28 protein-coding genes and 1 pseudogene are annotated in these 25473 nt (G+C 68.8%); 15 read left to right on the plus strand and 14 right to left on the minus strand.

Annotated elements, in window-relative coordinates; genetic code table 11:
• The first annotated feature begins 44 nt into the window (after nucleotides 1-44).
• The gene (locus tag ACFQ4G_RS06745) at nucleotides 45-434 is read left to right on the plus strand and encodes a hypothetical protein (protein ID WP_238208304.1); all 390 of its coding nucleotides are present in this window, start codon (nucleotides 45-47) and stop codon (nucleotides 432-434) included.
• Between the two features lie 250 nt (nucleotides 435-684).
• On the opposite strand, the gene ACFQ4G_RS06750 is transcribed toward ACFQ4G_RS06745, so the two are convergent.
• A complete protein-coding gene (locus tag ACFQ4G_RS06750; RefSeq protein WP_238208301.1) occupies nucleotides 685-1584 on the minus strand; it encodes a LysR substrate-binding domain-containing protein in 900 nt (299 codons plus the stop codon).
• 130 nt (nucleotides 1585-1714) lie between these two features.
• Between ACFQ4G_RS06750 and ACFQ4G_RS06755 the strand changes: the two genes are divergently transcribed.
• From ACFQ4G_RS06755 to ACFQ4G_RS06765, 3 genes are all read left to right on the plus strand, one after another.
• Nucleotides 1715-2950, plus strand: coding sequence for an MFS transporter (locus ACFQ4G_RS06755; protein ID WP_238208299.1), 1236 nt, complete (start codon nucleotides 1715-1717; stop codon nucleotides 2948-2950).
• Between the two features lie 499 nt (nucleotides 2951-3449).
• Nucleotides 3450-4355: an EamA family transporter RarD gene (gene rarD, locus ACFQ4G_RS06760; protein ID WP_238208297.1), complete on the plus strand. Its 906-nt coding sequence runs from the start codon at nucleotides 3450-3452 to the stop codon at nucleotides 4353-4355.
• A gap of 22 nt (nucleotides 4356-4377) precedes the next feature.
• Entirely contained in the window at nucleotides 4378-5370 is a 993-nt protein-coding gene (locus ACFQ4G_RS06765; RefSeq protein WP_238208296.1) for a P1 family peptidase, read from the plus strand.
• A 439-nt stretch (nucleotides 5371-5809) separates the two neighbouring features.
• Here ACFQ4G_RS06765 and ACFQ4G_RS06770 read toward each other — a convergent pair whose 3' ends face one another.
• The 4 genes from ACFQ4G_RS06770 to ACFQ4G_RS06785 form a co-directional block, all read right to left on the minus strand.
• Entirely contained in the window at nucleotides 5810-6088 is a 279-nt protein-coding gene (locus ACFQ4G_RS06770; protein WP_238208295.1) for a hypothetical protein, read from the minus strand.
• 20 nt (nucleotides 6089-6108) lie between these two features.
• Nucleotides 6109-6315: a hypothetical protein gene (locus ACFQ4G_RS06775; RefSeq protein ID WP_238208294.1), complete on the minus strand. Its 207-nt coding sequence runs from the start codon at nucleotides 6313-6315 to the stop codon at nucleotides 6109-6111.
• 93 nt (nucleotides 6316-6408) lie between these two features.
• Nucleotides 6409-6735 carry a helix-turn-helix domain-containing protein gene (locus ACFQ4G_RS06780; RefSeq protein WP_238208293.1) on the minus strand — a complete coding sequence of 109 codons (327 nt, stop codon included), beginning with the start codon at nucleotides 6733-6735 and terminating at the stop codon, nucleotides 6409-6411.
• A 243-nt stretch (nucleotides 6736-6978) separates the two neighbouring features.
• A complete protein-coding gene (locus ACFQ4G_RS06785) occupies nucleotides 6979-7137 on the minus strand; it encodes a hypothetical protein (protein ID WP_238208292.1) in 159 nt (52 codons plus the stop codon).
• 222 nt (nucleotides 7138-7359) lie between these two features.
• Between ACFQ4G_RS06785 and ACFQ4G_RS06790 the strand changes: the two genes are divergently transcribed.
• Both ACFQ4G_RS06790 and ACFQ4G_RS06795 read left to right on the plus strand, forming a co-directional pair.
• Nucleotides 7360-8898 carry a helicase HerA domain-containing protein gene (locus ACFQ4G_RS06790; RefSeq protein WP_379039940.1) on the plus strand — a complete coding sequence of 513 codons (1539 nt, stop codon included), beginning with the start codon at nucleotides 7360-7362 and terminating at the stop codon, nucleotides 8896-8898.
• A gap of 293 nt (nucleotides 8899-9191) precedes the next feature.
• Complete coding sequence (locus tag ACFQ4G_RS06795; RefSeq protein WP_238208289.1) at nucleotides 9192-9443, plus strand: hypothetical protein; 252 nt, start codon at nucleotides 9192-9194, stop codon at nucleotides 9441-9443.
• 46 nt (nucleotides 9444-9489) lie between these two features.
• On the opposite strand, the gene ACFQ4G_RS06800 is transcribed toward ACFQ4G_RS06795, so the two are convergent.
• The 9 genes and pseudogenes from ACFQ4G_RS06800 to ACFQ4G_RS06840 all read right to left on the minus strand — a co-directional run bounded on the left by ACFQ4G_RS06800 (nucleotide 9490) and on the right by ACFQ4G_RS06840 (nucleotide 17670).
• Nucleotides 9490-10821 carry a solute carrier family 23 protein gene (locus ACFQ4G_RS06800; RefSeq protein WP_238208287.1) on the minus strand — a complete coding sequence of 444 codons (1332 nt, stop codon included), beginning with the start codon at nucleotides 10819-10821 and terminating at the stop codon, nucleotides 9490-9492.
• Between the two features lie 75 nt (nucleotides 10822-10896).
• The gene (locus ACFQ4G_RS06805) at nucleotides 10897-11427 is read right to left on the minus strand and encodes a flavin reductase (protein WP_238208285.1); all 531 of its coding nucleotides are present in this window, start codon (nucleotides 11425-11427) and stop codon (nucleotides 10897-10899) included.
• Nucleotides 11428-11465: 38 nt separating this feature from the next.
• Nucleotides 11466-12245, minus strand: coding sequence for a pyrimidine utilization protein D (gene rutD, locus ACFQ4G_RS06810; protein WP_238208283.1), 780 nt, complete (start codon nucleotides 12243-12245; stop codon nucleotides 11466-11468).
• A complete protein-coding gene (gene rutC / locus ACFQ4G_RS06815) occupies nucleotides 12242-12631 on the minus strand; it encodes a pyrimidine utilization protein C (RefSeq protein ID WP_238208281.1) in 390 nt (129 codons plus the stop codon). The genes rutD and rutC overlap by 4 nt, the downstream gene beginning before the upstream one ends.
• A 255-nt stretch (nucleotides 12632-12886) precedes the next feature.
• A complete protein-coding gene (gene rutB / locus ACFQ4G_RS06820) occupies nucleotides 12887-13618 on the minus strand; it encodes a pyrimidine utilization protein B (RefSeq protein ID WP_238208279.1) in 732 nt (243 codons plus the stop codon).
• Nucleotides 13618-14730, minus strand: a complete 1113-nt coding sequence (rutA, locus tag ACFQ4G_RS06825; protein WP_238208277.1) for a pyrimidine utilization protein A — start codon at nucleotides 14728-14730, stop codon at nucleotides 13618-13620. The genes rutB and rutA overlap by 1 nt, the downstream gene beginning before the upstream one ends.
• Before the next feature lie 262 nt (nucleotides 14731-14992).
• A complete protein-coding gene (gene rutR, locus ACFQ4G_RS06830; protein WP_238208275.1) occupies nucleotides 14993-15637 on the minus strand; it encodes an HTH-type transcriptional regulator RutR in 645 nt (214 codons plus the stop codon).
• A gap of 89 nt (nucleotides 15638-15726) precedes the next feature.
• Nucleotides 15727-16620, minus strand: a pseudogene (gene puuE / locus ACFQ4G_RS06835) (allantoinase PuuE); the annotation flags it as partial.
• A 237-nt stretch (nucleotides 16621-16857) separates the two neighbouring features.
• Entirely contained in the window at nucleotides 16858-17670 is an 813-nt protein-coding gene (locus ACFQ4G_RS06840; RefSeq protein ID WP_238208273.1) for a hypothetical protein, read from the minus strand.
• Between the two features lie 677 nt (nucleotides 17671-18347).
• On the opposite strand from ACFQ4G_RS06840, the gene ACFQ4G_RS06845 reads away from it, so the two are divergent.
• The 9 genes from ACFQ4G_RS06845 to chrA all read left to right on the plus strand — a co-directional run bounded on the left by ACFQ4G_RS06845 (nucleotide 18348) and on the right by chrA (nucleotide 25455).
• Entirely contained in the window at nucleotides 18348-18968 is a 621-nt protein-coding gene (locus ACFQ4G_RS06845) for an urease subunit gamma (protein ID WP_082473327.1), read from the plus strand.
• A 69-nt stretch (nucleotides 18969-19037) separates the two neighbouring features.
• Nucleotides 19038-19295 (plus strand): AbrB/MazE/SpoVT family DNA-binding domain-containing protein, encoded by a 258-nt coding sequence (locus ACFQ4G_RS06850; protein WP_379039945.1) that lies wholly within the window; start codon nucleotides 19038-19040, stop codon nucleotides 19293-19295.
• Nucleotides 19292-19693 (plus strand): PIN domain-containing protein, encoded by a 402-nt coding sequence (locus tag ACFQ4G_RS06855; protein WP_238208269.1) that lies wholly within the window; start codon nucleotides 19292-19294, stop codon nucleotides 19691-19693. The genes ACFQ4G_RS06850 and ACFQ4G_RS06855 overlap by 4 nt, the downstream gene beginning before the upstream one ends.
• Nucleotides 19694-19712: 19 nt before the next feature.
• Nucleotides 19713-21440, plus strand: a complete 1728-nt coding sequence (ureC, locus tag ACFQ4G_RS06860; RefSeq protein ID WP_238208267.1) for an urease subunit alpha — start codon at nucleotides 19713-19715, stop codon at nucleotides 21438-21440.
• 32 nt (nucleotides 21441-21472) lie between these two features.
• The gene (locus ACFQ4G_RS06865; RefSeq protein WP_238208265.1) at nucleotides 21473-21955 is read left to right on the plus strand and encodes a DUF29 domain-containing protein; all 483 of its coding nucleotides are present in this window, start codon (nucleotides 21473-21475) and stop codon (nucleotides 21953-21955) included.
• 49 nt (nucleotides 21956-22004) lie between these two features.
• Nucleotides 22005-22505, plus strand: coding sequence for an urease accessory protein UreE (locus ACFQ4G_RS06870; RefSeq protein WP_238208263.1), 501 nt, complete (start codon nucleotides 22005-22007; stop codon nucleotides 22503-22505).
• 220 nt (nucleotides 22506-22725) lie between these two features.
• Nucleotides 22726-23400, plus strand: coding sequence for an urease accessory protein UreF (locus ACFQ4G_RS06875; protein WP_238208261.1), 675 nt, complete (start codon nucleotides 22726-22728; stop codon nucleotides 23398-23400).
• 11 nt (nucleotides 23401-23411) lie between these two features.
• Nucleotides 23412-24041, plus strand: coding sequence for an urease accessory protein UreG (gene ureG, locus ACFQ4G_RS06880; RefSeq protein ID WP_238208259.1), 630 nt, complete (start codon nucleotides 23412-23414; stop codon nucleotides 24039-24041).
• 199 nt (nucleotides 24042-24240) lie between these two features.
• Entirely contained in the window at nucleotides 24241-25455 is a 1215-nt protein-coding gene (chrA, locus tag ACFQ4G_RS06885; protein WP_238208257.1) for a chromate efflux transporter, read from the plus strand.
• Nucleotides 25456-25473 lie beyond the last annotated feature (18 nt).

The following is a 25473-nucleotide window of genomic DNA, read 5'->3' on the forward strand; positions in this document are numbered from 1 at the left end:
AAACCGGTGTTCAAGGTGTTGAGTCTCTTCAGAAAGCGTGTCGCGTGCGTATCTTGCGCTTCCTCGTCGTCGGCAGCGTGTTCGGCCTGAGCGTCCTGGCGATCGGCTTCGTCAGCGCCGACCGGCTGGCCCATCTCCCGACGGCGCCCGTGCCCCAGATGGTGCGCGCGCCCCTCCCCAGCGAACCGCAGGATACCGGCTCGATCGCGGCCCTGTCGGACCTGCCGGCCGAGCTCTCGACCACCGGCCCGGTGGCGCCCCGCCCGACCGGTGCCAGGCCCACCGGATCGAAACCCGCCGCGTCCACCGCCAAGCCGTCGGCGACGAAGACCGCCGCGCTGAAGCCCGCCAAGCCGAAGGGCATGGACGGATTCGACACCGAGCGCCTGAACGCCCTCCTGCGTGGCGACCCGATCACCCCGCCGCGCCGCTGATCGCTCGCCATGACCCCTTCCCCGGCCGCCTGCAGCGAAGCAGAAGATGAGCCGGGGCCCAGCATCGAAACCCGCGAAGCGTCCGAACCCCGGCGCTGGTCGTATCGCGCCGCTGGCGCGGCTCGTCCTGCGCTGGTTCCCGGGTCGCCTTCCGCTGACGCTGCAGGCGCCCGGGAAAGGTGACACTGCCGTCGGGACGCGTTCCAGACGCGCGTCCCGATGGAGCGCTGCCATCCCTTAAGGGGGGAGGTCATGGCGCGCCCGTGGCGACGAGCCACTCCACGAAGGCCGTGAGGGTCGACGTCTTGTCCGCGTCGTTCGGCACGAGGGCGACGTAGCCGGGGCGCGGAACGACGATCTCCGGGAAGGGCGCGGCGAGGCGGCCCGCCGCCAGATCGAGGGACAGTACCGGCATCGGCCCGACGCCGTAGCCGAGCCCGTCGGCCGTCGCCTGCAGCGCGACGAAATAATGGTCGAACGTTCGGCGGCTGCCGAGATCCGCCGGGAGGCCGGCGGCGGCGAGCCAGTCGCTCCAATCGCCGGGACGCGTCTCGCTCGTCAGCAGCGTGCCGCCTTCGAGGTCGGCCGGCGCGCGCAGGGGGTGGGCCGCGAGCAGGGACGGGCTCACCACCAGCGTGTTGGCCTCGGCCAGGAAGGGGACCGCGCGGTAGGCGCCCCAGGGATGGCGGGCCCCCGTCCCGATCCGCGGTTCGCGCCGGACCGCGAGGTCGAAGCCGCCGCGCAGGGCGTTGTGCAGGGACGTGGTCGTGGTGACGACGACCTCCGCCTCCGGCCGCGCTGCGTGGAAGCCGTCGAGACGCGGGATCAGCCAGCGCATGGCGAAGGTCGTCGGCGTGCTCACCCGCAGGATCCGCGGCGCGAGGGGCCTGCCGCAGATCTCGGCCGCCGCATCGAGCCGGTCGAAGGTGAGGCTGACGGCTTCCGCGAAGGCCCGGGCCGCCGGCGTCGGGACCACGTTCCGCCCCACCCGCACGAACAGGCGCTGCCCGAACCACGCTTCCAGCGCCGCGACCTGGCGGCTCACCGCCCCGTGCGTCAGCCCAAGTTCGGCCGCGGCGGCGGCGTGACTGCCGGCGCGGGCGGCGACCTCGAAGACGCGCAAGGCGTGAAGGGGCGGAAGACGACGCATCGGACCTGTACCTCCTCCCCAAAGGGACGCGTGACCCGTGAGTCTAGCGCACGGATAACGTGAGGCGAACGTCTCTCATCGCCGAATGCTCACGGATGTAGCGTCGCCTGCGACAACGGGACGGTGAGCGATGCCGACGACGACCCTCGACGAGCGGGCGGGGAGCCCGACGGACCGTGAGCGCGACAGCCCCGGCCCGCAGCCGGCCCGCACGCTCGCGGCGGCCGGCGTCAATCACGCCCTGCACGATGGCTATACCGACCTGATCTACGTGCTGCTGCCGGTCTGGCAGGCGGAGTTCGGCCTCGGCTACGTCGCCCTCGCGCTGTTGCGCTCGCTCTATGTCGGCGCGCTGGCCGGCCTGCAGATGCCCGCCACGGCCCTCGCCCGCGTGCTCGGCGCGCGCACCGTCCTCGTCCTGGGTACGTTGCTCAGTGCGGGCGGCTACGCGTTGGCCGGCGCATCGGGCGGGCTCATCGGCCTCTGCGCCGCCCTCGCCCTCTCCGGCGCGGGCAGCAGCACTCAGCACCCGCTTGCCTCGGCGGTGATCACCCGAGCCTACGGGAGCACCGCCCGTGGCCCCCTCGGCACCTACAACTTCGCCGGCGATCTCGGAAAGGCCGCGCTGCCGCCGCTCGCCGGCTTCCTCCTCACCTCTTCCGACTGGCGTTCCGTGCTCTGGCTCGCCGCCGGTCTCGGCGCCGTCGTCGCGCTCGGCGTCGCCGGCCTGTTGCCGCGCGAGCCCGTCTCGCGCCACGCGGTGCGGGAGACGACGCGGGCGGTTCCGCCCGGCGGCGACCCGTCGACGGGCCGGGCCGGCTTCGGGCTGCTCGTCGCCATCGGCGTGCTCGACAACGCCGCACGTCCGGCCTTTCTCGTCTACCTGCCGTTCCTGCTGCAGGAGAAGGGAGCCGCCTTCGTCACGGTGGGCGTCGCGTTCGCCCTCGTCGCCGTCGGCGGTGCGCTCGGCAAGGCCGTCTTCGGCCGGATCGGCGAACGCTTCGGGGTGACGCGCAGCGTGGTCCTCACCGAGACGGGGACGGCGGCGGCGATCCTGCTGGTCGTCGTCCTTCCGCTCGCCCCCGCGCTTGTCCTGCTGCCGCTCCTCGGCCTGATGCTGAACGGGACGTCCTCGGTGCTCTACGGCACCGTGCCGGAACTCGCTCCGCACGGCCGGGTCGAGCGAGCCTTCGCGGTCTTCTACACCTGGACGCTCGGAGGCAGCGCGCTCGCCGCACCCCTGCTCTACGGCCCCCTCGGCGACGCGGTGGGACCGAAATGGGCGGCCTTCGCCGCCGCGGCCACAGCCTTCGCCGTCGTTCCGATCATACCCTTCCTGTCGCCGCATCTCGCGAGGAGAGAATGATGTCTGACCCAGACCGCGAGGATGGCTCGCTTCACCCACCACCCCTTCCCCGGACGGGTGGAGCGAAGCGGAACCCGATCCGGGGGCCAGCCAGAGAAGCCGCGCAGCGTCCGACTCTCGGCGCTGTCCATAGTGCGCCGCTGGCGCGGCTCGTCCTGCGCTGGTTCCCGGGTCGCCTTCCGCTGACGCTGCAGGCGCCCGGGACAGGTGGCCCAGGCCGCGGCGCGAGGATGGCGGCTCGCTTCACCCACTACCCCTTCCCCGGACGGGTGGAGCGGAGCGGAACCCGATTCGGGGTCCAGCCCGAGAAGCCGCGTAGCGTCCGACCTTCGGTGCCGTCCATAGCGCGCCGCTGGCGCGGCCCGTCCTGCGCTGGTTCCCGGGTCGCCGTCCGCTGACGCTGCGGGTGTCCGGGACAGGTGGTTCGAGACGCGGCGCGGCCCGCCGGATCTTGGTGTAGACCCCGTCCCAAACCTCGGAATGGGACGGGAGGAACGTCGTGGGTCTGATCTACGCGCTCGGGGCCTATCTGAGCTGGGGCCTCGTCGTCCCGGTGCATTTCCGGCTGCTCGATGCCGTGCCGGCCGGCAGCATCCTCGCCCACCGCATCGTCTGGTCGAGCGTGCTCGTGGTCGGCCTGCTGGCGATCCTGCGCCGGCGGGTGCGCAACCCGTTTCCCCTCAGGCGGCGCCACGCGCTTCTCGTGGTCTCGGCCGGGCTCATCGCCTTCAACTGGCTGCTCTACCTCGTGGCGGTCCAGTCCGGGCACATGCTGGATGCGAGTCTGGGCTATTTCATCAACCCGCTGATGAGCGTCGCGCTCGGCGCGCTCGTCCTCGGCGAGCGGCTGCGGCCGGTCCAGGCCGTGGCGGTGGGATTGGCCGCCGCCGCCGTGGTGCTGGCGGTGATCCTGGCCGGGCAGCTGCCCTGGGTCTCCCTGAGCCTGGCCGCGAGCTTCTCGCTCTACGGCCTGGTGCGCAAGGTCGTCGGCGTCGACGCCATGGTGGGCTTTGCCGCCGAGACCTTCCTGCTCCTGCCCGTCGCCGGCTTCTACCTCGCCTTCCTCGCCGGGCCGGTGGTGAACGGCGATCCCGTCCGGCTCGCGCTCCTGCTCCTCACCGGCGCCACCACCGCCCTGCCGCTGATCTGGTTCGCCGCCGCCGCCCAGCGCCTCACCCTCTCCACCCTCGGGCTGATGCAGTACCTCGCCCCCTCGTGCCTGCTGGGCCTCAGCGTCCTCGTCTACGGCGAGCGGCTGGAGACGCACCGGGCCTTGCTCTTCGTCCTGATCTGGCTGGCGCTCGCCCTCTACGCCGCCGATTCCGTCCGCGCCGCGCGGCGGGCCAAGGCTCTGTCAGAACCCGTCGCCGCTGGTCCGGGTCGCCCCGGCATGCGATCGTTCTGAGAGACATCGGAGGTCAGCCAGGATGCGCAACCGCATCACCGACATCGCCGGCATCAGGGTCGGCCACGCCCACGACGCGCGGGTCGTCAGCGGCACCACCGCGATCCTGTTCGACGCAGCCGTGGTGGCCGGTATCGACGTGCGCGGCGGCGGGCCGGGGACCCGCGAGACCGACCTCCTAGACCCCGAGCGCACGGTGGAGCGCATCGACGCCCTGGTCCTCTCCGGCGGCTCTACCTTCGGCCTCGATGCGGGCGCGGGCGTCGTCGCCTGGCTCGCCGGGGCGGGGAGGGGGTTTCCCATCGGCGACGTCCGGGTGCCCATCGTGCCCGGCGCGATCCTGTTCGACCTCCTCAACGGCGGCGACAAGAACTGGGGGCGCTTTTCGCCCTATCGCGACCTCGGCTACGCGGCCGCCGCCGCCGCGGACGAAGACTTCGCCCTCGGCACCGTGGGGGCGGGCTACGGCGCGCGCACGGCCAACCTCAAGGGCGGCCTCGGCTCGGCCTCGTCCCTCGTCGACGGCACGCGGGCGAGGGTCGGCGCGCTGGTGGCCGTCAACGCCTTCGGCCGGGTCACGGTGGGGGAGGGGCGGCAGTTCTGGGCCGCCCCCTTCGAGCGGGACGGGGAGTTCGGCGGCCTCGGCTTTCCGGCGGCGATGCCGGAGGATGCCTTCACCTGGCCGCGCGTGGCCCTGCCCGGGGCCAATACTACGCTCGCGGTCGTCGCCACCGACGCGGCCCTCACCAAGGCCCAGGCCCGCCGCCTCGCGGTGATGGCGCAGGACGGGCTGTCGCGGGCGATCCATCCGGTCCATACCCCGCTCGACGGCGACGTGGTCTTCGCGGTCTCCACCGGGCGGGTTCCCCTGGCCGACCCGGTGACGGACCTCGCCCGGATCGGCGCGGCGGCGGCCGACACCCTCGCCCGCGCGGTCGCCATCGGCACCCACGCGGCGACGAGCCCGCCCGGATCGTCGATGCCGCCGGCCTGGCGGGATCTGTGGGGCGGGTAGGGGGCGCGCTCTATCCCTTGACGCTCTCCTTTCCCGGCCGCCTGGAGCGGAGCGGAAGGTGAGCCGGGACCCAGGGAAAAAGGGCCGCGTCAGCGGCTCGATACGAACGGCACGAGGCTTCGGACGCTTCGCGGCATCGTAGTCTGGCCCCCGGATCGGGCTCCGCTTCGCTCCACCCGTCCGGGGAAGGGGGCGCGGTCCTTGTGGTCCATCTCTCGATCCGGGAGAGACCGCATTCTCCTATCCCTTGACGCTCCCCTTTCCCGGCCGCCTGGAGCGGAGCGGAAGGTGAGCCGGGACCCAGGGAAAGAAGGGCCGCGTCAGCGGCTCGATACGGACGGCATAAGGCTTCGGACGCTTTGCGACGTCCCAGGATGGGCTCCGGATCGGGTTCCGCTCTCGCTCCACCCGTCCGGGGAAGGGGAGGGAGCCGGGAGACTCACCCGGCCTTGGCATCCTCCACCAGCTGCGCCAGCCCCGCATCGACCTCGGCGCCGAGCATCGCCCGCTCCGCATCGGTGAGGTCGCGCGCCCATTTCGGGCCGGCGAAGCCCTCGGCGCATTTGGCCCGCTCGGCCGCGATATAGGCCTCGGTCTCCTCGGGCTGGCGCCGCATCGCCTCGGCGAAGCCGAACCAGGCCGCCCGCTCCACCACCGCGAGGCGGGCGCGCAGGCGGATCATCACCGCCCGGTCGGGGCTGACGCTGTCGTCGCTCATGGAATGGTCGCTCCCGCCGGTCAGCGCCGCGGTTCGCAGCGGGTCTTCACGTAGGTGTCCGTGTCGTTGCCGTGGCCGGCATTGGCCGCCAGGACGGGCCCCTGCATCATGCATTCCTGGAGCGTATGGGCCGGCCCCGTGATCACGTCGAGGGCCGTCTCGCGGGAGCAGTCGGGGGCCTGGACCGTGGAGGCGCAGACGAGGGCGACGATGAGGACTGAGTTCATGCGCACAGAACCTAGACGCGCGGAGCAGGGCGGCAAGGGAAGGCTGCAAGAAAATGCAGCCTTGATCCCCCCGTTCAGGCCTCGCTTTGGAATTTAGTCCTGCCGCTTCAGCGCCGCGTGGACGGCCGCCGGGTGAGCGGCGATCGTGCGCAGGAGCGTTCGCGTTGCCGTGTCGGGCTCCGAGCGTCCCTGCTCCCAGTTGCGGAGCGTCGACAGATCGAGGCCGAATTCGGTCGCGAACTCTTCCTGCGTCAGGCCCTGCCGCTCGCGCAGGCGCTTCACGTCGACGCGGTCGGGTGGACCATGGAGGACGGCATCCACCTGCAGATCCGCGAATTCGCTTCGCAGGATTTCGAGATTCTCCAGGGCGGGAAGTATGACGACGACGAAGCCCGTGTCGAACAGCTTCGTGGCGGCCACCCGCGCGCTTCTGAGACTCAGATGTCGCTTCGCGAGGACCAGGCTGACGCCGGGGGCGTCAGCCCTATGAGCGTCCGCGCGAAGGGCAAGTGTGGCGGGTGATCCTGAGAGGACGCGGCAGACGTCCCGGTGCGGCACCGGTCGTCCGGATCGCGCCGCTGACGATGGCTTCATCGAGTCCGAGTTCATCCAGTACCTCCCGCAGAATCCTTCGCAGGGCGGGAAGCCCGACGTCGTTCGGCCTTACCCAACGCCGTGGCAATGAAGACCGTCCAGACGCAGCCGTTCCTCTTCCCAGATCACTTCGGCCATCACTTCGAGAATGCCCACCGGCAGGTGGATGAGGGCGACGACGACCGGCTCATCGCTCTCGTCGGAAACGATCTCCAGCCTGATCGGCACCCTCGGATATCCTCTTCCGTGACAAAACCATACGCAAGTTGCGTAGTCACTTCAAGTGACACGGTTAAAGCACTTAGTCCTAGGTATAAAAACATAAGATCTAAAGCCTAGGTCTCCTGGCCTATGCTCCTGCGCCCCTGCCTGTGGACGCATCGTCCCACCCCGACGCGCGGTCAGCCCCTTCATGCTAGGGTCGGTCCGGTCGAGGATAGCGGAGCGGGAATGACGGTCGGGATCGAGATGGGTCTGAGCATGGGTCCCGGCGAAGAGCCCGCTCGGCTCGATCTCGAGGAGCTGCTGGCCACCCGACTTCTCGTCCAGGGCAATTCCGGCTCGGGCAAGTCGCATCTCCTGCGCCGCCTGCTCGAACAGAGCGCCGGTGCGGTCCAGCAGGTGATCATCGATCCCGAAGGCGATTTCGTCACCCTGGCCGAGGCCTACGGCCATGTGGTCGTGGACGGCGCCCACGGGGAGGGCGACCTCCAGGCCATCGCGGCGCGGGTGCGCGCCCACCGGGTCTCGGTGGTGCTCACCCTGGAGAGCCTCGACATGGAGGCGCAGATGCGCGCCGCCGCCGCCTTCCTCGGCGGGCTGTTCGAAGCCGAGCGCAGCCATTGGCATCCCGTCCTGGTGGTGGTGGACGAGGCGCAGATCTTCGCGCCGGCCGCGGCCGGCGATGTGTCCGACGAGGCGCGCAAGGCCTCCCTCGGGGCCATGACCAACCTGATGTGCCGCGGCCGCAAGCGTGGGCTCGCCGGTATCATCGCCACCCAGCGCCTCGCCAAGCTCGCCAAGAACGTGGCGGCGGAGGCCACCAACTTCCTGATGGGGCGCACCTTCCTCGACATCGACATGGCGCGGGCCGCCGACCTCCTCGGCCTCGACCGCCGGGGCGCCGAGCGGTTCCGCGATCTCTCGCGCGGCGAATTCGTGGCGCTGGGGCCCGCATTGAGCCGCCGGCCGCTGGCCCTGCGCATCGGCCCGGTCTCGACCTCGGCGCGCTCCGGCTCCCCGAAGCTGGTGCCGCTCCCCGCCCCCGCCGATGCGGACCTGCTCGCGCTCATCCTCACCCGCTCGGCCGAGGACGGCACGGCCTCCTGGGTGCCGGCGCCGCGTACCCCGCCAACGCCGCGCGCCAGCCCGGCCGATCTCCTGCGCGAACTCAGCGCCTACCGGCCCGAACCCGCCGAGGCGCCCGTGCCGCTGAGCGCGGAGGATCTGCGTGCCGGCCTCGACGAGGTCCTGCGCGGCATCGCCGCCGATCCCGATGCCGGGCGCCAGCCCGTGGCGGTGATCTACCAGGATTTCCTCGTCCGCTGCCGCATGCGCGGGCTCGACGGCGAATCCCTACCCCTCGCCGCCTTCCGCCGCCGCCTCGGCGTCGCCCGCGCGGGAATCGACGGGCAGGGTGCTCCCGCCGACAGCGACGGGCGCTGGCAGGAGGCGCAGAAAGCTGCCGCCTCCTTGCCCGACGAGGTCCAGGGCCTGTTCCTGCTCCTCGCCCGCGCGGCTCTCGCCGGGGAGCCCTGCCCCGGGGACGAGGCCCTGGCGCGCGCCATCGGCAGCCGCTCGCCCGGCCGGGCACGGCGCCTGCTCGCCTATGTGGAGACCCGCGGCACCATCGTCTGCCGCATGGATTTTCGCGGAAACCGGGTCATCGCCCTGCCGTCGCTTGGCTGCGAGACCGGACCGGGCGACCCCAAGGCCGTCCTGCCGGGAAGCGCCGAGCCCGAGATGCCGGGACTGTTCGCCGCCGAATAGACCGATGAGCCGGTGCTGAATTGCACCCGCGGCGAAATAGTCGTGCCAGACGCGGCGCCGCGCTGCGGATTCGTGTCCGGCGGCGCTCAAGTCTTTAAAAGCGCACCGGAATCCCCTGGTTTCCGGATGAAGACCATTCGGAAAGGTGCCACTTCTCATCCTGCCGTGATCGTCACGCTGCACAGCAAGACGGCAATTGCTGTTGCTTGAGAGGGCAGTCCTGCTCAAATCTTGGGAACTCGAATCGACGATGCCGATTGATCGGCACGGAATCGACGATCAGGACGACATCCATGACCGCACGTCTCGCCACCACTGTTCTTGCGCTCGGCCTCAGCGTGGCGGCCTCGGCCGCTTCGGCCCAGAGCTACAATGCGCCGGCCGGCATCCCCGCGGCGGTCGCACCGGGCGGCCTCGCAGGCCGCGCCGCTCCGTCGAACCTCATGGAATTCCGCGACGGCCGCTCCGCTCACGCACCGCGCCGCGGACACGAGGGAGAGATCACCACGGGCTCGACCCGTCGCGGCGAGCGCGGCGCCCGCTGAGCCCCCGACGTTCGAGATGTGAAGGGATCGAGGAGACGATGCGCGGTCAGGCCCGCGCGTCGCCGATCTTGCCCGGCACGGTCCCGAGCTTCGTCAAGCCGAGCAGATGATAGATCAGGATCGCCCCGAACGTGGCGGTGCCGATGCCGCCGAAGGCGAAGGAGCCGAATTTCAGGGTCAGGTCGCCGGCCCCCAGCACCACGGCGATTCCGACGGTGAGCAGGTTGCGGGCGCTGGCGAAATCGACCCGGTTCTCCACCCAGATCCGCCCGGCGGTGGCGGCGATCAAGCCGAACACCACCACCGAGAGACCGCCGATCACCGGCACCGGCAGGGTCAGGATCAGCGCCCCGAATTTCGGGCACAGGCCGAACAGGATTGCGGTGAGCCCGGCCACCACGAAGACCAGGGTCGAGTAGATCCGGGTCATGGCCATCACGCCCATATTCTCCGCATAGGTCGTCACGCCGGTGCCGCCGAGCGAGCCCGACAGCATGGTGGCGATGCCGTCGCCGAGGAAGGCGCGGGAGATATAGGGGTCGAGGTTGCGGCTCGTCATCGCGCCGATGGCTTTGATATGGCCGAGATTCTCCGCGATCAGCACCACGAAGACCGGGGCGATGAGGGCGATCGCCGTGCCGTCGAAGACCGGCGTGACGAAATGCGGCGTGCCGATCCAGGGGGCGGCCATGACGGCGGAGAAGTCGATGGGCTTGGCCAGCCCGAGCCCGTTGGCGAGGAGGAGATAGAGACCATAGGCGAGCGCCGCCCCGATCAGGATCGGCAGGCGCCGGGCGAGGCCGGGCGCGTAGATGGTGATGACGCTGACGATCACCACGGTCAGGAGGCCGAACCAGGTGTCGAAGGCGCTGCCCGAGAGGATCCGCGTGGCGATCGGCGCGAGGTTGAGGCCGATGGCGGCCACCACCGCACCGGTCACCACCGGCGGCATCACCCGCTCGACCCAGGCATAGCCGACGAGGCCGATGACGGCGCCGACGATGCTGTAGAGCAGCCCCGCTGCGACGATGCCGCCGAGCGCGATGGCGATGTTGGGGTTCGGCCCCGACCCGGCATAGCCGGTGGCCGCGATCACCACCCCGACGAAGGCCGCCGACGAGCCGAGATAGCTCGGCACCCTTCCCCCGGTGGCGACGAAGAAGAGCAGCGTGCCGATGCCGGAGAAGAAGATCGCCAGGTTGGGGTCGAACCCCATCAGGATCGGCATCAGGGCGGTGGCGCCGAACATCGCCACCACGTGCTGGAAGCCGAGCAGAATGGTCTGGCCCGCGGGCAGCCGCTCGTCGGGCATCACGTCCGTGGTCTCGGCCGTCGCGTCCCTGGCGCGCCAGGTCGGGAAGAAGGAATCGGCTGCCATGGTCGCGTCGTCTCCGGACGGTGGGATCGGGTGATGCAAGGAGCGTGGCAGGACGCTCCGCTCGGGACCGGACCTTCAGGCGGCCGCGTCGTGCGGCGGTACGACCGTCACGGGCAGGGTGTGGTAGCGCCGGCCGGCATAGACGAGACCCTGGCCGCCACCGGGCTCGGCGAGATCCACCACCTCACAGAACAGCACGTCGTGGCTGCCGACCGCATGGCGCCCGACGATGCGGCAATCGAAGGCGGTGAGCGCGCCTTCCAGCACCGGCGCCCCGGTGGCGAGGCGGCCCCAGGCCGCCGCGGCGAAGCGCTCGTCCATGGGGGTGCGGCCGCCGAAGGCGCCGGCGATGCCGGCCTGCTCGCCCGACAGCGTGTTCACGCACAGGACCGTGTTGGCGCTCATCGCCGCATAGGCCGAGGAACCGCGGTTGATGCAGACGAGGAGCGTCGGCGGTGCGTCGCTGACGCTGCAGACGGAGGAGGCGGTGAATCCCGCCCGCCCGCCCGGCCCGTCCGTGGTGACGAGGTGGACGGAGCTGGCGAGATGCGCCATCGCCTCGCGAAAGGCGCCGGGCTCGACCGGGGGCGTCGTCGTCTCGGTCATGATCGGTCCAGGAAGCGTCAGAGGTGGTCGAAGAAGCGTCAGGGTCGGTCGAGGAAGGCGAGGAGGGCGCGGTTGAACGCCTCCGCCCGCGTCACGCTATGGGCATGGCCGCCGCTCTTGGCCAGATCCAGCGTGGCGGCGGGCAGGCCCGCCGCGAGCCGTTCCGAGCACAGATAGGGCACCAGCACGTCGTCTTCCGCCGCCATCACCAGGGTCTCGTGCGGAATACCGGCGAGATCATCGCTCAGGTCGAAGGCCTCGAGCGCCGCGATCCGCCGGAACGTGTTCGGCGCTCCGGGGAAATGCGCCAGGGCATGGGCCTCGTCCGCCGCCACCCGCGCGGCATGGAGCGACAGCCAGGGCGCCGGATAGAGGAAGATCGCCTGCGCCGCCACGTAGGCCTCGGCTCCGGCATGGGCGAGGAGCGCCTTGCGGGCGGCAAAGCAGCGCTTCGTCGCGGGATCGGCCTTGGCCCAGCCGTTGACGACGACGAGGCGCCCGACCCTTTCGGGACGGGTGCGGGCGATCTCGAGGCCGATCAGCCCGCCGAGCGCATGCCCGACGATGTCGCAGGCGGCGATGCCGAGTTCGTCCATGACGGCCAGCGCGTCGGCCGCCATGGCGGCGATGTCGTGGCCCTCCTCCAGCGTATCGGGCGAGCGCCCGGTGCCGCGATGGTCGTAGCCGACCACCCGGAACCGCTCGGCCAGGGCCGGGATCTGCGGCGCGAAATAGCCGCACGACCCGCCGAGCCCCGGCGAGAGCAGGATCGTCCGCGCGCCGGAGCCGTGGATCTCATGGTGGATGGCGGCACTCACGGCCTGCCCACATGCGCGACGGACGCGATCTCCACCAGGGCGTCGGGCTTCACCAGGCCGCACTGGATGCAGTAGCGCGCCGGTTTCTCGCCGGGGAAATACGTGGCGTAGACCGCGTTGATCGCGGCGTAATCCGCCCAGTCCTTCAGGAAGATGTGGTTGAAGGTGACGTCGTCCATGGTGCCGCCGGCCGCCGTCACCACACCCTTGATCGTCTCCAGCACGTGCTTCGTCTGGGCGCCGGCATCGCCCACATGGACGACGTTGGCGTCGGCATCGAGCGGGAGCGTGCCGGACACGTAGAGCACGCCGTCGGCGAGCGTGCCGGGAACGTAGGGCGCCAGCGGCTTGCCGGTGCCGGGCGGAATGATCACGGTCTTGGGCATGTTTCGAGGTGCTCCCGTTCGTTCGATGGTCGATCTGGTCCCTTGTCGTCGTTGTCGTCTTACCCGCCCTTGTCCTTCGTCCCTGCTCCCGACCTCATCCTGAGGTGCCCGCGTCAGCGGGCCTCGAAGGAGGCCTCCAGGACCCGGGGAGTGAACTGGAGGCCTCCTTCGAGGCCTTCGCTACGCTGCGGCACCTCAGGATGAGGTGAGAGGATGAGAGGCCAGGGTCGAAGGCAAGTCTGGGAGGCAAGGATGTCACTCCGCCGCCGCGGCGGCCCCCTCGGCCAGAGCCGCCTCGAAGCTCGCCACGTCGGAGACCCAGCCGAAGAAGGTCGCGATGTTGGCGAGCGCCCCCGCCTGAAGACTGTCCGGCCCCGCCTGATGCGTCGCGTCGGCGAGGACGATGCCGAAATATTCGAGGAAGAACCCGTCGCGCAGGGTCGATTCCACGCAGACATTGGTGGCGATGCCGGTGAAGACCAGGGTGCGGATGCCGGCCGAGCGCAGCAGGCTGTCGAGCTGGGTGTTGTAGAAGCCGCTGTAGCGCGGCTTCGGGAGCACGATGTCGCCGGGCTCGGGGCTCAGCGCATCCACCAGGGCGTAGTCCCAGGTGCCCTTCGCGAGGAGCCGCTCGTTCATGCCGGGCCTGGCGCGCATGGTCTTGAGGGCGTTCGACTTGTGCCAGTTCGGTGAGCCCGGCCCTCCGGCCTCGACGTAATCGGGGTCCCAGCCGTTCTGGAACCAGACGATCCTGATCCCGGCCCCTCGCGCGGCGGCCACCGCCTGCGCGATCCGGTCGATCACCGGCCCGGTCGCCGAGACGTCGAACCCGGCGAGATCGAGATAGCCGCCCTTGCTGGCATAGGCGTTCTGCATGTCGACGACGATGAGGGCCGTCGCCTCGGGGTCGAAGGCGATGGGCTCGGGCCGGGCGGGGAGGGTGATGCCGCCATGGCGCCCCCTCGCGTCGTGGTATCCGGCGACCATCACGCTACCTTGGACATGATCTGCGCCATCGGTGCGGCATCGGCGGCGAGATGCGCCCGCGAGGCCATCAGCGGCTGGATGCGGGTGCCGTAGGCGTCGAGCCCCTTCAGGAAATCGTCGAACACCAGCAATACGCCTTCGGTGCCGGGAACGGTTGCGACCTCGTCGAGCATCCGCGCCACCTCCGCGTAGGAGCCGACCAGGGTGCCCATGTTGATGTTCACCGCCGAGGTCGGGTCGGCCATCTGGCGCACGTTGGTGTCGGAGCCGGACTTGGTGTCGGCCGCCCCCTGGACGCCGAGCCAGGCGATGGCCTCTTCATCGGCCCCCGCCTTGTAATGTTCCCAGGTGGCGCGGGCCTCCTCGTCGGTCTCGGCGGCGATGATCATGAACAGCACGTAGGACGACACGTCCCGGCCGGTCTCGGCCTTGGCGAGTTCCAGCCGCTCCACCGTGGGGGCGAAGGCTTTCGGCGTGTTCACGCCCTTGCCGAAGCAGAAATTGTAATCGGCGTATCGGGCGGTGAATGCCATGCCGGCGGCGGACTGGCCGGCACAGATGATCTTCATCTCCGCCTGCGGCCGTGGCGAGAGCCGGCAATCGTCCATCTGGAAGAACTCGCCCTTGAGGTCGCAGGACCCCGTCTCCCACAGGTCGCGCAGCACCTGGGCGTATTCGGAGAGATACTCGTAGCGGCGCGAGAAATACTCGTCGCCGGGCCACAGGCCCATCTGCGAATATTCCGGCCGCTGCCATCCGGTGACGAGGTTGAGGCCGAAGCGGCCGCCGGAGATGGAATCGATGGTGGAGGCCATCCGCGCGGTGATGGCGGGGGGCATGCACAGGGTGGCGGCAGTGGCGAACAGCTTGATCCGGCTTGTCACCGCGGCGAGGCCGGCCATCAGCGTGAAGGATTCGAGGTTGTGGTCCCAGAATTCGGTCTTGCCGCCGAAGCCCCGCAGCTTGATCATCGACAGGGCGAAATCGAGCCCGTAGCCCTCGGCCTTCAGCACCACCTGCTTGTTCAGCTCGAAGCTCGGCTTGTATTGCGGCGCGTTCTCCGACAGGAGCCAGCCGTTGTTTCCGATGGGAATGAAGACGCCGACGTTCATGGCAACCTCGCTATGCTGGCGAAGATTGGATGGGCGGATCGAGGTCCGGTCAAGAATGCGGCCGAAGATTGTATTCGCCGATCCGCCCTGTGGTGAACGGTAGCCGGTTAGACCGAATGGTCAAACTCGGAATCGAAGATTTTGACCGTTTGCGCAAACTCTCTTCGTTCTGCCTGCGGGAGAGGCGGATTCTGCCGAAAGCGCGAGCGGGAATCGGCGCCGATCCGCACCCATGTCTCTCCCCCAAGGACGGGATATCCCGTCACCGCAGGCCGAGCCCGGCCAGGATCAGTGCCTGCGTGCTCGCCACAATCCGCTCGAAGAAGTCCGGATCGTCGAGGCCGCGGCCGGTGATGGCATCCACCTGCACGGCGAAATCGGCATAATGCTGGGTGATCGCCCACATCGAGAAGATCAGGTGGTGCGGGTCGTGGGGGCCGATGCGGCCCTCCGCGATCCAGCCACGCAGGATCGCGGCCTTGCTCTCCACGAGATTGCGCAGCGGACCTTCGAGCTCGGCCCGGAGGAGGGGCGCCCCCTGGACGATCTCCAGGCAGAACAGCCGCGAGGCCTGCGGCGCGTCGCGGGAGAGGGCGAGTTTGGTGCGGATATAGGCCCGGATCGCGTGCCCCGGCTCGCTGTCGGCGTCGAGATCCTGCAGCGGGTCGAGCCAGACGTCGAGGACGCGGCGGAGCACCGCGACGTAGAGTTCCTCCTTCGAGGGGAAGTAGTAGAGCAGGTTGGCCTTCGACAGCCCGGCCCGCTCGGCGAGCCTGTCCACGCTCGCCCCGTGCAGGCCGAGCCCCGAGAACACCTCCAGCCCCGCATCGAGGATCGCCTCGCGCCTCGCCTCGCCGTCCTTGCGGCGGCGGCGGGCGGGGGGCTTGTCTGCGGGGCTCGTTGTCACGTCGGCCTTTCCCTCCCGCTGCCCGATACCGGACGACGACGACGAGAACTCACAAGAGCCCGCCTCGTCGATGTCGGGTTCTATGCCCCCGGCGGGTGATGGTCGATCCAGTGCCGGGCGATGTCGATCCGCCGCGCCACCCAGACGTCCTCATGGGCGGCGATATGGTCGAGGAAGCGGGCCAGCGCCCCGATCCGGCCCGGCCGTCCGACGAGGCGGCAATGCAGCCCCACCGACATCATCTTCGGCGCCGTCCCGCCCTCCGCGTAGAGGGCATCGAACGTGTCGCGCAGGTAGGTGAAGAAGTGGTCGCCGGTGTTGAAGCCCTGGAGGGCGACGCAGCGCATGTCGTTGGCGTCCAGCGTGTAGGGCACCACGAGGCCGCGCCCGCCCGGCGCCTCGATCCAGTAGGGCAGGTCGTCGGCGTAGGAATCGGCGAGCCAGGTGAAGCCGGCCTCGACCCCGAGATCGAGGGTGTGGACCGAGGAGCGGCCGGTGTACCAGCCGAGCGGCCGCTCGCCGGTGATCTCGGTATGGATGCGGATCGCCTCCTCCATATGCGCCTTCTCCTCCTCGCGGGTGAAGTCGCGGTAGTCGATCCATTTCAAGCCGTGGCAGGCGATCTCCCAATCGGCCTCCTTCATGGCGGCGGCGATGTCGGGATGGCGGGCGAGCGCCGTGGCGACGCTGAACACGGTGACGGGAACTTTGCGCGCCTGGAGCAGCCGCCAGATCCGCCAGAACCCGGCGCGCGAGCCGTATTCGAACATCGATTCCATGTTCATGTGCCGCTGGCCCGGCCACGCCTGGGCGCCGACGATCTCCGACAGGAACGCCTCCGAGGCCGCGTCCCCGTGCAGGATGCAGTTCTCGCCGCCCTCCTCGTAGTTGAGCACGATCTGCACCGCGATCCGCGCCCCGTTCGGCCAGTGCGGATGCGGCGGGTTGCGGCCATAGCCGACGAGGTCGCGGGGATAGGTCACGGGGCCTGCCAATAAGGTTCGATAATGGTCTGAGTGCGCGAAGCGCCGTCCGCCGCATTCGAACCCGGAGCCGAGCCCTCGCGCAAGCCCTGGACAATCCATCCGGGAAGCATAGGGGAGCCGTGGTGCTGAAACGAAGGTTGGTGCAGCTTGGGTCATAGATCCGTTCCAACCAGAGATCTCTATGTGCAGCGGCGGGGAAGCGAGCCCACGGGTCTTATCGAGGTCTCCCTGCGATCAGCGTCTGCTCTCCTTGTTCTGCGCGTGAGCTAGACCGGGTAAGCTCATTGATAGCCAATTTCTATCCGCTTCGTTCATGCTACCCGCTTTTTTCCAGTTTAAATTCTCTGTTTTGATCGGCCAGATAGGAATGATGCCACGACATTTTTCTTCTACGTTGTATCGAAAAGATCCACGTCTCCTTTCGCTGAAACAGTGAAAAACTAATCGACTAAGCGTAATCGTACTGGTCTGCACGGTGGCCAGATTTTTGTCGTTTTTTATTGTCCAGTCTAGGTATGGCTGGATTAAGCCATGGTGATTGTAAGAGGAATCATTTTTATCTTTGCCAAGGAAGTGCCCCAACCATATGCGCCAATTGGGCGGAGGTTCCCCATTTATCATCAAATGAGTTCGGTCCGCTTGGGAGATGGCTGCATATTCAGGATCTGTGTACTCAGCAACCATGGCAATTTGACTTGCCCATGCAGCAAGTAAATGCTGTTGATCTGCGCTGAGATAAAGACTTTGGCCGCGGACTAACGGCTCAAAAACGCTAGAGGCCCTTTCTTCCAGTGCTCGCATCCATCCCGAATTGCAATGCTCTCCGCAGACTATGCGGAGTTTTTTAATATGAAATGCCCCTTGCTTGATGATTAGATCGTCGTCAACAACATCAAAACGTTCGGGCTGCGATTCGGATCGTAGCTTAAGTTGAGGAGAGACAACATCTGGCCTGCCTAAAATTGCCGATAAACGATCGGGTACGATGTGTTGTTTCGTTAATCCTGGTCGTCCACAGAATACACAAAAGCCTTGAGCTTGGGCCATTTCGTTTCCCTCCGGTCGTCCTGGAAAGAAAAGCCAGATCAGTGCGGATTTATACCCATCACCTAGCGGTTTATTTGCGCCATCCGATGATGAGCTATGCGGGTGTCCTTAATAAGCATCGGGATAAACATTCGTAGGATAATTTTTTTCATGGTGATGCGCGCATTGAGCGCCCTGGAAAAATACATTTGCAATTCGCGAGTTTTATCCTTTGTGGATCGTTTTTACTATCGGTTTCCGATTAATTATTTCTCTGGACGATTTAAGCGAGCAATCGCGAGTGATCTATTTGGTGCCAAAAACTTACTGCTGGTTCTATGCATTACGCTGCGAAGTGAACGGCGTCTTGGGGTTGCGACGTTGTCTCCCCTTCAAACGGGACCTGCCCGCGCAGGATGCACTCGACGCCACTCTCTTCCACCGTATGTGTCTTTCCTGCTGGATCGGGCTCGTGCGCAAGACCGAACCAGATCTAATCGTCATCGACGGCAAGATCTCGCGGCGCTGCCGCGCCAAGACCAGGGGCGGGTGGTGTTGCGCTTCGCCGGACGCGTCCTTCAACAGCCGAAGGCGCCGCGCTTGCGCCCCCACGGTCCCGATGTATCGATACGCTCCGGCCCGCGCATGGTCCTTGCCTGCGCGTCACCGCACCCCGCGACCAACCCCCGAGGTTTCCCGTGCTCCTGACCCCGCGCGAAAAGGACAAGCTCCTCGTCGCCATGGCCGCCCAGGTCGCCCGCAACCGGCTCGCCCGCGGCGTCAAGCTGAACTACCCGGAGGCGATCGCGCTCATCACCGACGCCGTGGTGGAGGGCGCGCGGGACGGCCGCTCGGTCTCCGAACTGATGCAGGCGGGCGCCCATGTCCTCACCACCGATCAGGTGATGGAGGGCATCGCCGAGATGATCCACGACATCCAGGTGGAGGCGACCTTCCCGGACGGGACCAAGCTCGTCACCGTCCACCACCCGATCCGCGGCGCGCCCTCGTCGGACGTGCCGGGCACGGTCACGACCCTGCCGGGCGAGATCGTCTTCAACGACGGCGCCCCACGCACCCTGCTCACCGTGTCCAATGTCGGCGACCGGCCGATCCAGGTCGGGTCGCACTACCATTTCTACGAGGTGAATCCGGGCCTGACCTTCGAGCGCGAGAAGGCGAGGGGCCAGCGCCTCGACATCGCGCCGGGCACGGCGGTGCGGTTCGAGCCCGGCGCCACGCGCGAGGTCTCCCTGGTGCCGCTGCTCGGCGCGCGGACGGTCTACGGGTTCCGGGGTGACGTGATGGGGACGCTGTAGCTCCTTACTTATGATATGCAGGAAAGGCGTTTCGAGGATTGTAAGGAGGTCGGGATGCAGCGGTTCGCGATGACCATGACATCGAAGGGACAAGTGACCCTGCCGGCGGAGTTCCGACGGGCGATCGGTGCGGTCCCCGGCGATCGCCTGTCTCTTCTCGTCGGAGAGGATGGACGCGCGACCCTGGCGAAGGACATCGACGACCTGTCGTCTCTACAGGTCATCGCCCGGCGGGCGCGCGCGGCCGGCGCCACGCGAGAAGCGGATGGCGATCCGATCGGGGATTACCTCGTCGCCGAAGACGAGCGGACGAAATCGCCGCGATGATCGGCATCGACACCAACGTTCTGCTCCGCCACATCCTCGATGACGATGTTACGCAATCGCCGATCGCGACGGCGTTCCTGATGGACGACAGCCGGGTGACCGAGCCCGCCCTGGTCAACCCGGTGTTGCTCGTCGAACTCGTCTGGACGCTGATGCGGCGCGAGAGTTTCGGAAAACCCGTCATCTTGGATCTGCTCGATGTCTTGGTGCGATCGCGGCGGATCGCCTTCACCGACGAGCGGGCCGTCATCGCCGCCATCGAGGGGTGGCGGCGCGGCAAGGCCGACTTTCCCGACTATCTGATCCGCCACCTCAACCGGCAGGCCGGCGCGACTCGGACGATGACCTTCGACGGAGACGCGGCGATGGAGCCGGGTTTCTCGCGACTGACTGCCTGAGCGGAGGCGACCGACGTCCATGTCCAACACCCCACGCCCCGCGAGCCTTCCCCGCTCGGCCTATGCCGACATGTTCGGCCCCACCACCGGCGACCGCATCCGGCTGGCCGACACCTCCCTGGTCATCGAGGTGGAGCGCGACCACACCACCTATGGCGAGGAGGTGAAGTTCGGCGGCGGCAAGGTGATCCGCGACGGGATGGGGCAGTCCCAGGTGACGAACGCGGACGGGGCGGTGGACACCGTCATCACCAACGCCGTGGTCCTCGACCATTGGGGCGTGGTGAAATGCGACGTCGGCATCGTGAAGGGCCGCATCTTCCGGCTCGGCAAGGCCGGCAACCCGGACATCCAGCCCGGCGTCGACATCATCGTCGGGCCCGGCACGGAGGTCATCGCCGGCGAAGGCAAGATCCTCACGGCCGGCGGGTTCGACAGCCACATCCACTATATCTGCCCGCAGCAGATCGAGGAGGCCCTGTGCTCGGGCGTCACCACGATGCTCGGCGGCGGCACCGGCCCGGCGCACGGCACCTTCGCCACCACCTGCACCCCCGGTCCGTGGCATCTCGCCCGGATGATCGAGGCGGCGGATTCCTTTCCGATGAACCTCGCCTTCGCCGGCAAGGGCAACGCCTCGCGGCCCGAGAGCTTGGTCGAGATGGTCCGCGCCGGCGCCTGCGCGCTCAAGCTCCACGAGGATTGGGGCACCACGCCCCAGGCCATCGACACCTGCCTCACGGTGGCCGACCTCCACGACGTGCAGGTGATGATCCATTCCGACACGCTCAACGAATCCGGCTTCGTCGAGGACACGATCAAGGCGTTTGCCGGCCGGACCATCCACGCCTTCCACACCGAAGGGGCGGGGGGCGGCCACGCGCCGGACATCATGAAGGTGGCGGGGCTGATGAACGTGTTGCCCTCGTCCACCAACCCGACGCGCCCGTATACGAAGAACACCATCGACGAGCATCTCGACATGCTCATGGTCTGCCACCACCTCGACCCGGCGATCCCCGAGGATCTGGCCTTCGCCGAGAGCCGCATCCGCCGGGAGACCATCGCGGCCGAGGACATCCTGCACGATATCGGTGCGCTCTCGATGATGTCGTCGGACAGCCAGGCCATGGGCCGGGTCGGCGAGGTCGTCATCCGCACCTGGCAGACGGCCGACAAGATGAAGCGCCAGCGCGGCAGCCTGCCGGGCGACGCTAGCGGCAACGACAACCTGCGCGCCCGCCGCTACATCGCGAAATACACGATCAACCCGGCCATCGCCCATGGCGTCTCGGCCCATGTCGGCTCGGTGGAGGCAGGCAAGCTCGCCGACCTGGTGCTATGGACGCCGGCCTTCTTCGGGGTGAAGCCCGATCTCGTCGTCAAGGGCGGCATGATCGCCACCGCGCCGATGGGCGACCCCAACGCCTCGATCCCGACCCCCCAGCCGGTGCATTACCGCCCGATGTTCGGGGCGATCGGCCGCTCGCCCTTCGCCACCGCGCTCACCTTCGTCTCGAAGGCCGCCATCGAGGACGGGCTGGGCGAGCGGCTCGGGGTGCAGAAGCGGCTCGTCGCCGTGGAGAACGTGCGCGGCGGCATCTCGAAGAAGAGCATGATCCTCAACGACGCCACGCCCCACATCGAGATCGACGCGGAGACCTACGACGTCCGCGCCGACGGCGAGCTGCTGGTCTGCGAGCCGGCCGAGGTGCTGCCGATGGCGCAGCGGTATTTCCTGTTTTGAGGTAGGGTGGCGGCGCTGACAGGAGACATGCCATGGCAAAGGCTGCTGTGAGGCCGCCCCCGGGGCAGGATCTCCACGAGACCGATCTGTATCTCTGGACACAGGCGCAGGCGGCGCTCCTGCGCGCGGGTCGCTGGCAGGATGCCGACCTGAATCATCTCGCCGAGGAGATCGAGAGCTTGGGCGGGTCACAGAAATCCGAGATCCGCAACCGGCTCGCCATCCTGATCCAGCATCTGCTGAAATGGGAGTTTCAGCCTCAGAAGCGCAAATACGGCTGGCGGGCCTCCATCGTCGAGCAACGGCTCCAGATCGACGGTCTTCTCGATGTCAGTCCCAGCCTCAAGCCATGGCCCGAGGCGGTGCTCGCCAAGGCCTATCGCCTGGCACGCGTCCGTGCGGCAGAGGAGACGGGCTTGAGCGAGCGCGGCCTTCCTGAAACCTGTCCCTACTCGCTCCAGCAGATCATGGACGATGGCTTCTATCCGGGTCCGGTAGAACCGGACGTTCTCTGATGCCGAGGATCGGTATGACCGAGCTGCTTGAGGAAGCGATCGCTGCACCATGATCCGAGCCACAAGCGTCCTGCGCCGCGATGTCCTCGCTGGCGAGATCGTCGACCGCATCGTCCTCGACCATGGCGACCGCCACCGCCGGCGCATGGCCATGCGCGGGGTCGGCGGCCTGTCCTTCCTGCTCGACCTGCCCGAGCCGACGGTTCTCGACGACGGCGACGCCCTGGTGCTGCAGGACGGCCGCCTCGTCTGGGTCGAGGCCGCGCCCGAGCGCCTGCTGGAGATCCGGGCCGCCGACGACCACGCCCTGAAACGGCTGATCTGGCACATCGGCAACCGGCACATCCCGGCCGAGATCGGGGCGGACGCGGTCTACATCGCCTATGACCATGTCCTCGCCGAGATGGTGCGCGGCCTCGGCGGTTCGGCCGAGCCGGTGGAGCGTCCGTTCCGGCCCGAGGGCGGCGCCTATGCCGGCGAGGCCGCCGGGCACCACCATCACGGGCATGATCATCATCATCCGCACAGCCACGACGCGGTGCCCGGTTGAGCCTCGTCCTCTCCCCCACCGCCACCTTCCCCGGACGGGCGGAGCGCAGCGGAGCCCGATCCGGGGTCCGGCACGAGAAGCCGCGAAGCGCCCGACCATTCCGCGCCGCCGATCATGAGCCGCTGGCGCGGCCCGGTTCGGGCTGGGCCCCGGATCGCCTTCCGCTGACGCTGCAGGCGTCCGGGGAAGGTGGCTTGGGGCGATGAGGGGCGAGCCCTCGATGATCGACACCGTCCGGCTCATGGCCTGGCTCTCGCCGGGCTATCCCGTCGGGGCCTATGCCTATTCGCACGGGCTCGAATGGGCAGTGGAATGCGGCGATGTCGGCGGCGAGGCCTCGCTGCTGGCCTGGCTCGGCGACGTGCTCGAACGCGGCGCGGTGCGCACCGACCTGATTCTCCTGGCCCATACCCATGCCGCCGCAGCGGCGGGGGACCTCCCGGCCTTGAGCGAGGTCAACGACCTCGCCGTCGCCCTCGCGCCGACGCGTGAACTCCATCTCGAGACGACCCAGCAGGGCCGCAGCTTCCTCGAGGCCACCCGCGCCGCCTGGAACACCCCGGAACTCGACCGGTTGAGCGCGGCGCTCCCCGGCGCGGTGGCCTATCCGGTGGCGGTCGGGCTCTCAGCCGGCGCCCACCGCATGGCGCTCCCCCCGGTTCTCGCCGGATTCGGCCTCGCCTTCCTGCAGAACCTCGTCTCGGCGGCGCTCCGCTGCGCGCCGATCGGCCAGAGCGCCGGCACGCGGGTGATCGCGGCGCTGACCCCGCGGGTGACGACGCTCGCCGCCGCCATCCCGGCCCTCACCCTCGACGAGATCGGCACCGCGACCCTGCGCCTCGATCTCGGCTCGGCCCGGCACGAGACCCAGTATTCCCGGATTTTCCGCTCGTGAAAGACCCCGTCATGACCTCACCGAACGGCCCCTCACCGAACGGCCCCCTGCGCGTCGGCATCGGCGGCCCCGTCGGCTCCGGCAAGACCGCGCTGATGGAGCAGCTCTGCAAGCGCTTCCGCGATCGCTTCGAGATCTGCGCCATCACCAACGACATCTACACCAAGGAGGATGCCCGCATCCTCACCGTGGCCGGGGCCTTGCCCGAGGAGCGGATCATGGGCGTCGAGACCGGGGGCTGCCCGCATACGGCGATCCGCGAGGACGCCTCGATCAACCTCGCGGCGGTGGCCGAGATGCGCCGCCGCTTCCCGAAGCTCGACCTGATCCTGATCGAATCCGGCGGCGACAACCTCGCGGCGACCTTCTCGCCGGAACTCGCCGACCTCACCCTCTACGTGATCGATGTCGCCGGCGGCGAGAAGATCCCGCGCAAGGGCGGCCCGGGCATCACCCGGTCCGATCTCCTCATCGTCAACAAGACCGACCTCGCCCCGATGGTCGGCGCCGATCTCGGGGTGATGGAGACCGATACCAGGCGCATGCGCGGCACCCGGCCCTACGTGTTCTCGTCCCTGCGCGAGGGCCACGGCGCCGACACGGTCGCCCGCTTCATCGTCGAGGCCGGGGGGTTGGGATAGGGTCCGGGAGCCATCCCACCCATCCCCCTCATCCTGAGGCGGCGCAGCGCAGCGGAGCCCTCGAAGGAGGCCTCCGGGGATCGCCGGTCAGGCTGGAGCCCTCCTTCGAGGCCGCTTCGCGGCACCTCAGGATGAGGAATTCGGGTAGGAAGACGTCGCGGGAGCGAGCCCCGCCCCCGTCCCCTCGAGGTCCTGCCACGTGACGACACCCCGTTTCGCCCGCGCGGCTTCCGTCAGGGAAGTCTTCCTCGCCTTTCTCAGGCTCGGGCTCACCGCGTTCGGCGGTCCGATCGCCCATCTCGGCTATTTCCGCGAGGAGTTCGTGCATCGCCGGCGCTGGCTCGACGAGGCGGCCTATGCCGATCTCGTGGCCCTGTGCCAGTTCCTGCCGGGGCCGGCCTCCAGCCAGGTCGGCTTCTCCCTCGGGGTGATGCGGGGAGGGGGATTGGCCGGCGGGCTCGCCGCCTGGACCGCCTTCACCCTGCCCTCGGCGCTCCTCCTCGTGGCCTTCGCCTACGGCGCGGACGCCCTCGGCGGCCCGATCGGATCGGGCATCGTCCACGGCCTCAAGCTCGTCGCGGTGGCGGTGGTGGCCCAGGCGGTCTGGGGCATGGGCCGCAGCCTCGCCCCCGACGCCACCCGCGCGACCATCGCCTTCGCCGCCCTGGCCCTGACCACGGCGCTGGCGGGCTCGGCCGGCCAGGTCGCCGGCATCCTGCTCGGAGCCGCGGCCGGCCTCGTCTTCTGCCGTGAGGCCTCCGGGGCGATGGGCGGGCATCTCGGCATCGCGGTCTCGCGCCGGGCCGGCGCGGTGGCCCTCCTCCTGTTCGGCCTGTTCCTGGCCGTCCCGCCGTTCCTGGCGAAAGCCCTGTCCTCGCACGGGCTCGCGATGTTCGACGCGTTCTACCGCTCCGGCGCCCTCGTCTTCGGCGGCGGCCACGTGATGCTGCCGCTCCTGCGCACGGCCCTGGTGGAGACCGGCTGGATCGGTCCGGACGCGTTCCTCGCCGGCTACGGCGCGGCGCAGGCGGTGCCGGGGCCGCTCTTCACCTTCGCAGCCTATCTCGGCGCGGCGCTCGGGCCCGAACCGAACGGCCTCGCCGGGGCCGCCATCGCCCTGGTGGCGGTGTTCCTGCCGGGCCTGCTCCTGGTCTACGGGGCGCTGCCGTTCTGGGATGCCTTCCGCGAAAGACCCCTGGCGCAGGCGGCCATGCGCGGCGCCAATGCGGCGGTGGTGGGGATCCTCGCGGCCGCGCTCTACGATCCGCTCTGGACCGGCGCCGTCCTCGGCCCGCGCGATTTCGCCGTGGCGGCCGGCGCGTTCCTGCTCCTGACGATCGGGGCGGCCCCGCCCTGGATCGTGGTCGCGCTCACGGCCGTCGCGGGGGCGGGCCTGGCGGTGGCCGGGGGCTGACGCCCCATCCAACCCTCT

Origin of the sequence: Methylobacterium marchantiae, assembly GCF_042679825.1 — a bacterium.
Taxonomy (GTDB): Bacteria; Pseudomonadota; Alphaproteobacteria; order Rhizobiales; family Beijerinckiaceae; genus Methylobacterium; species Methylobacterium marchantiae.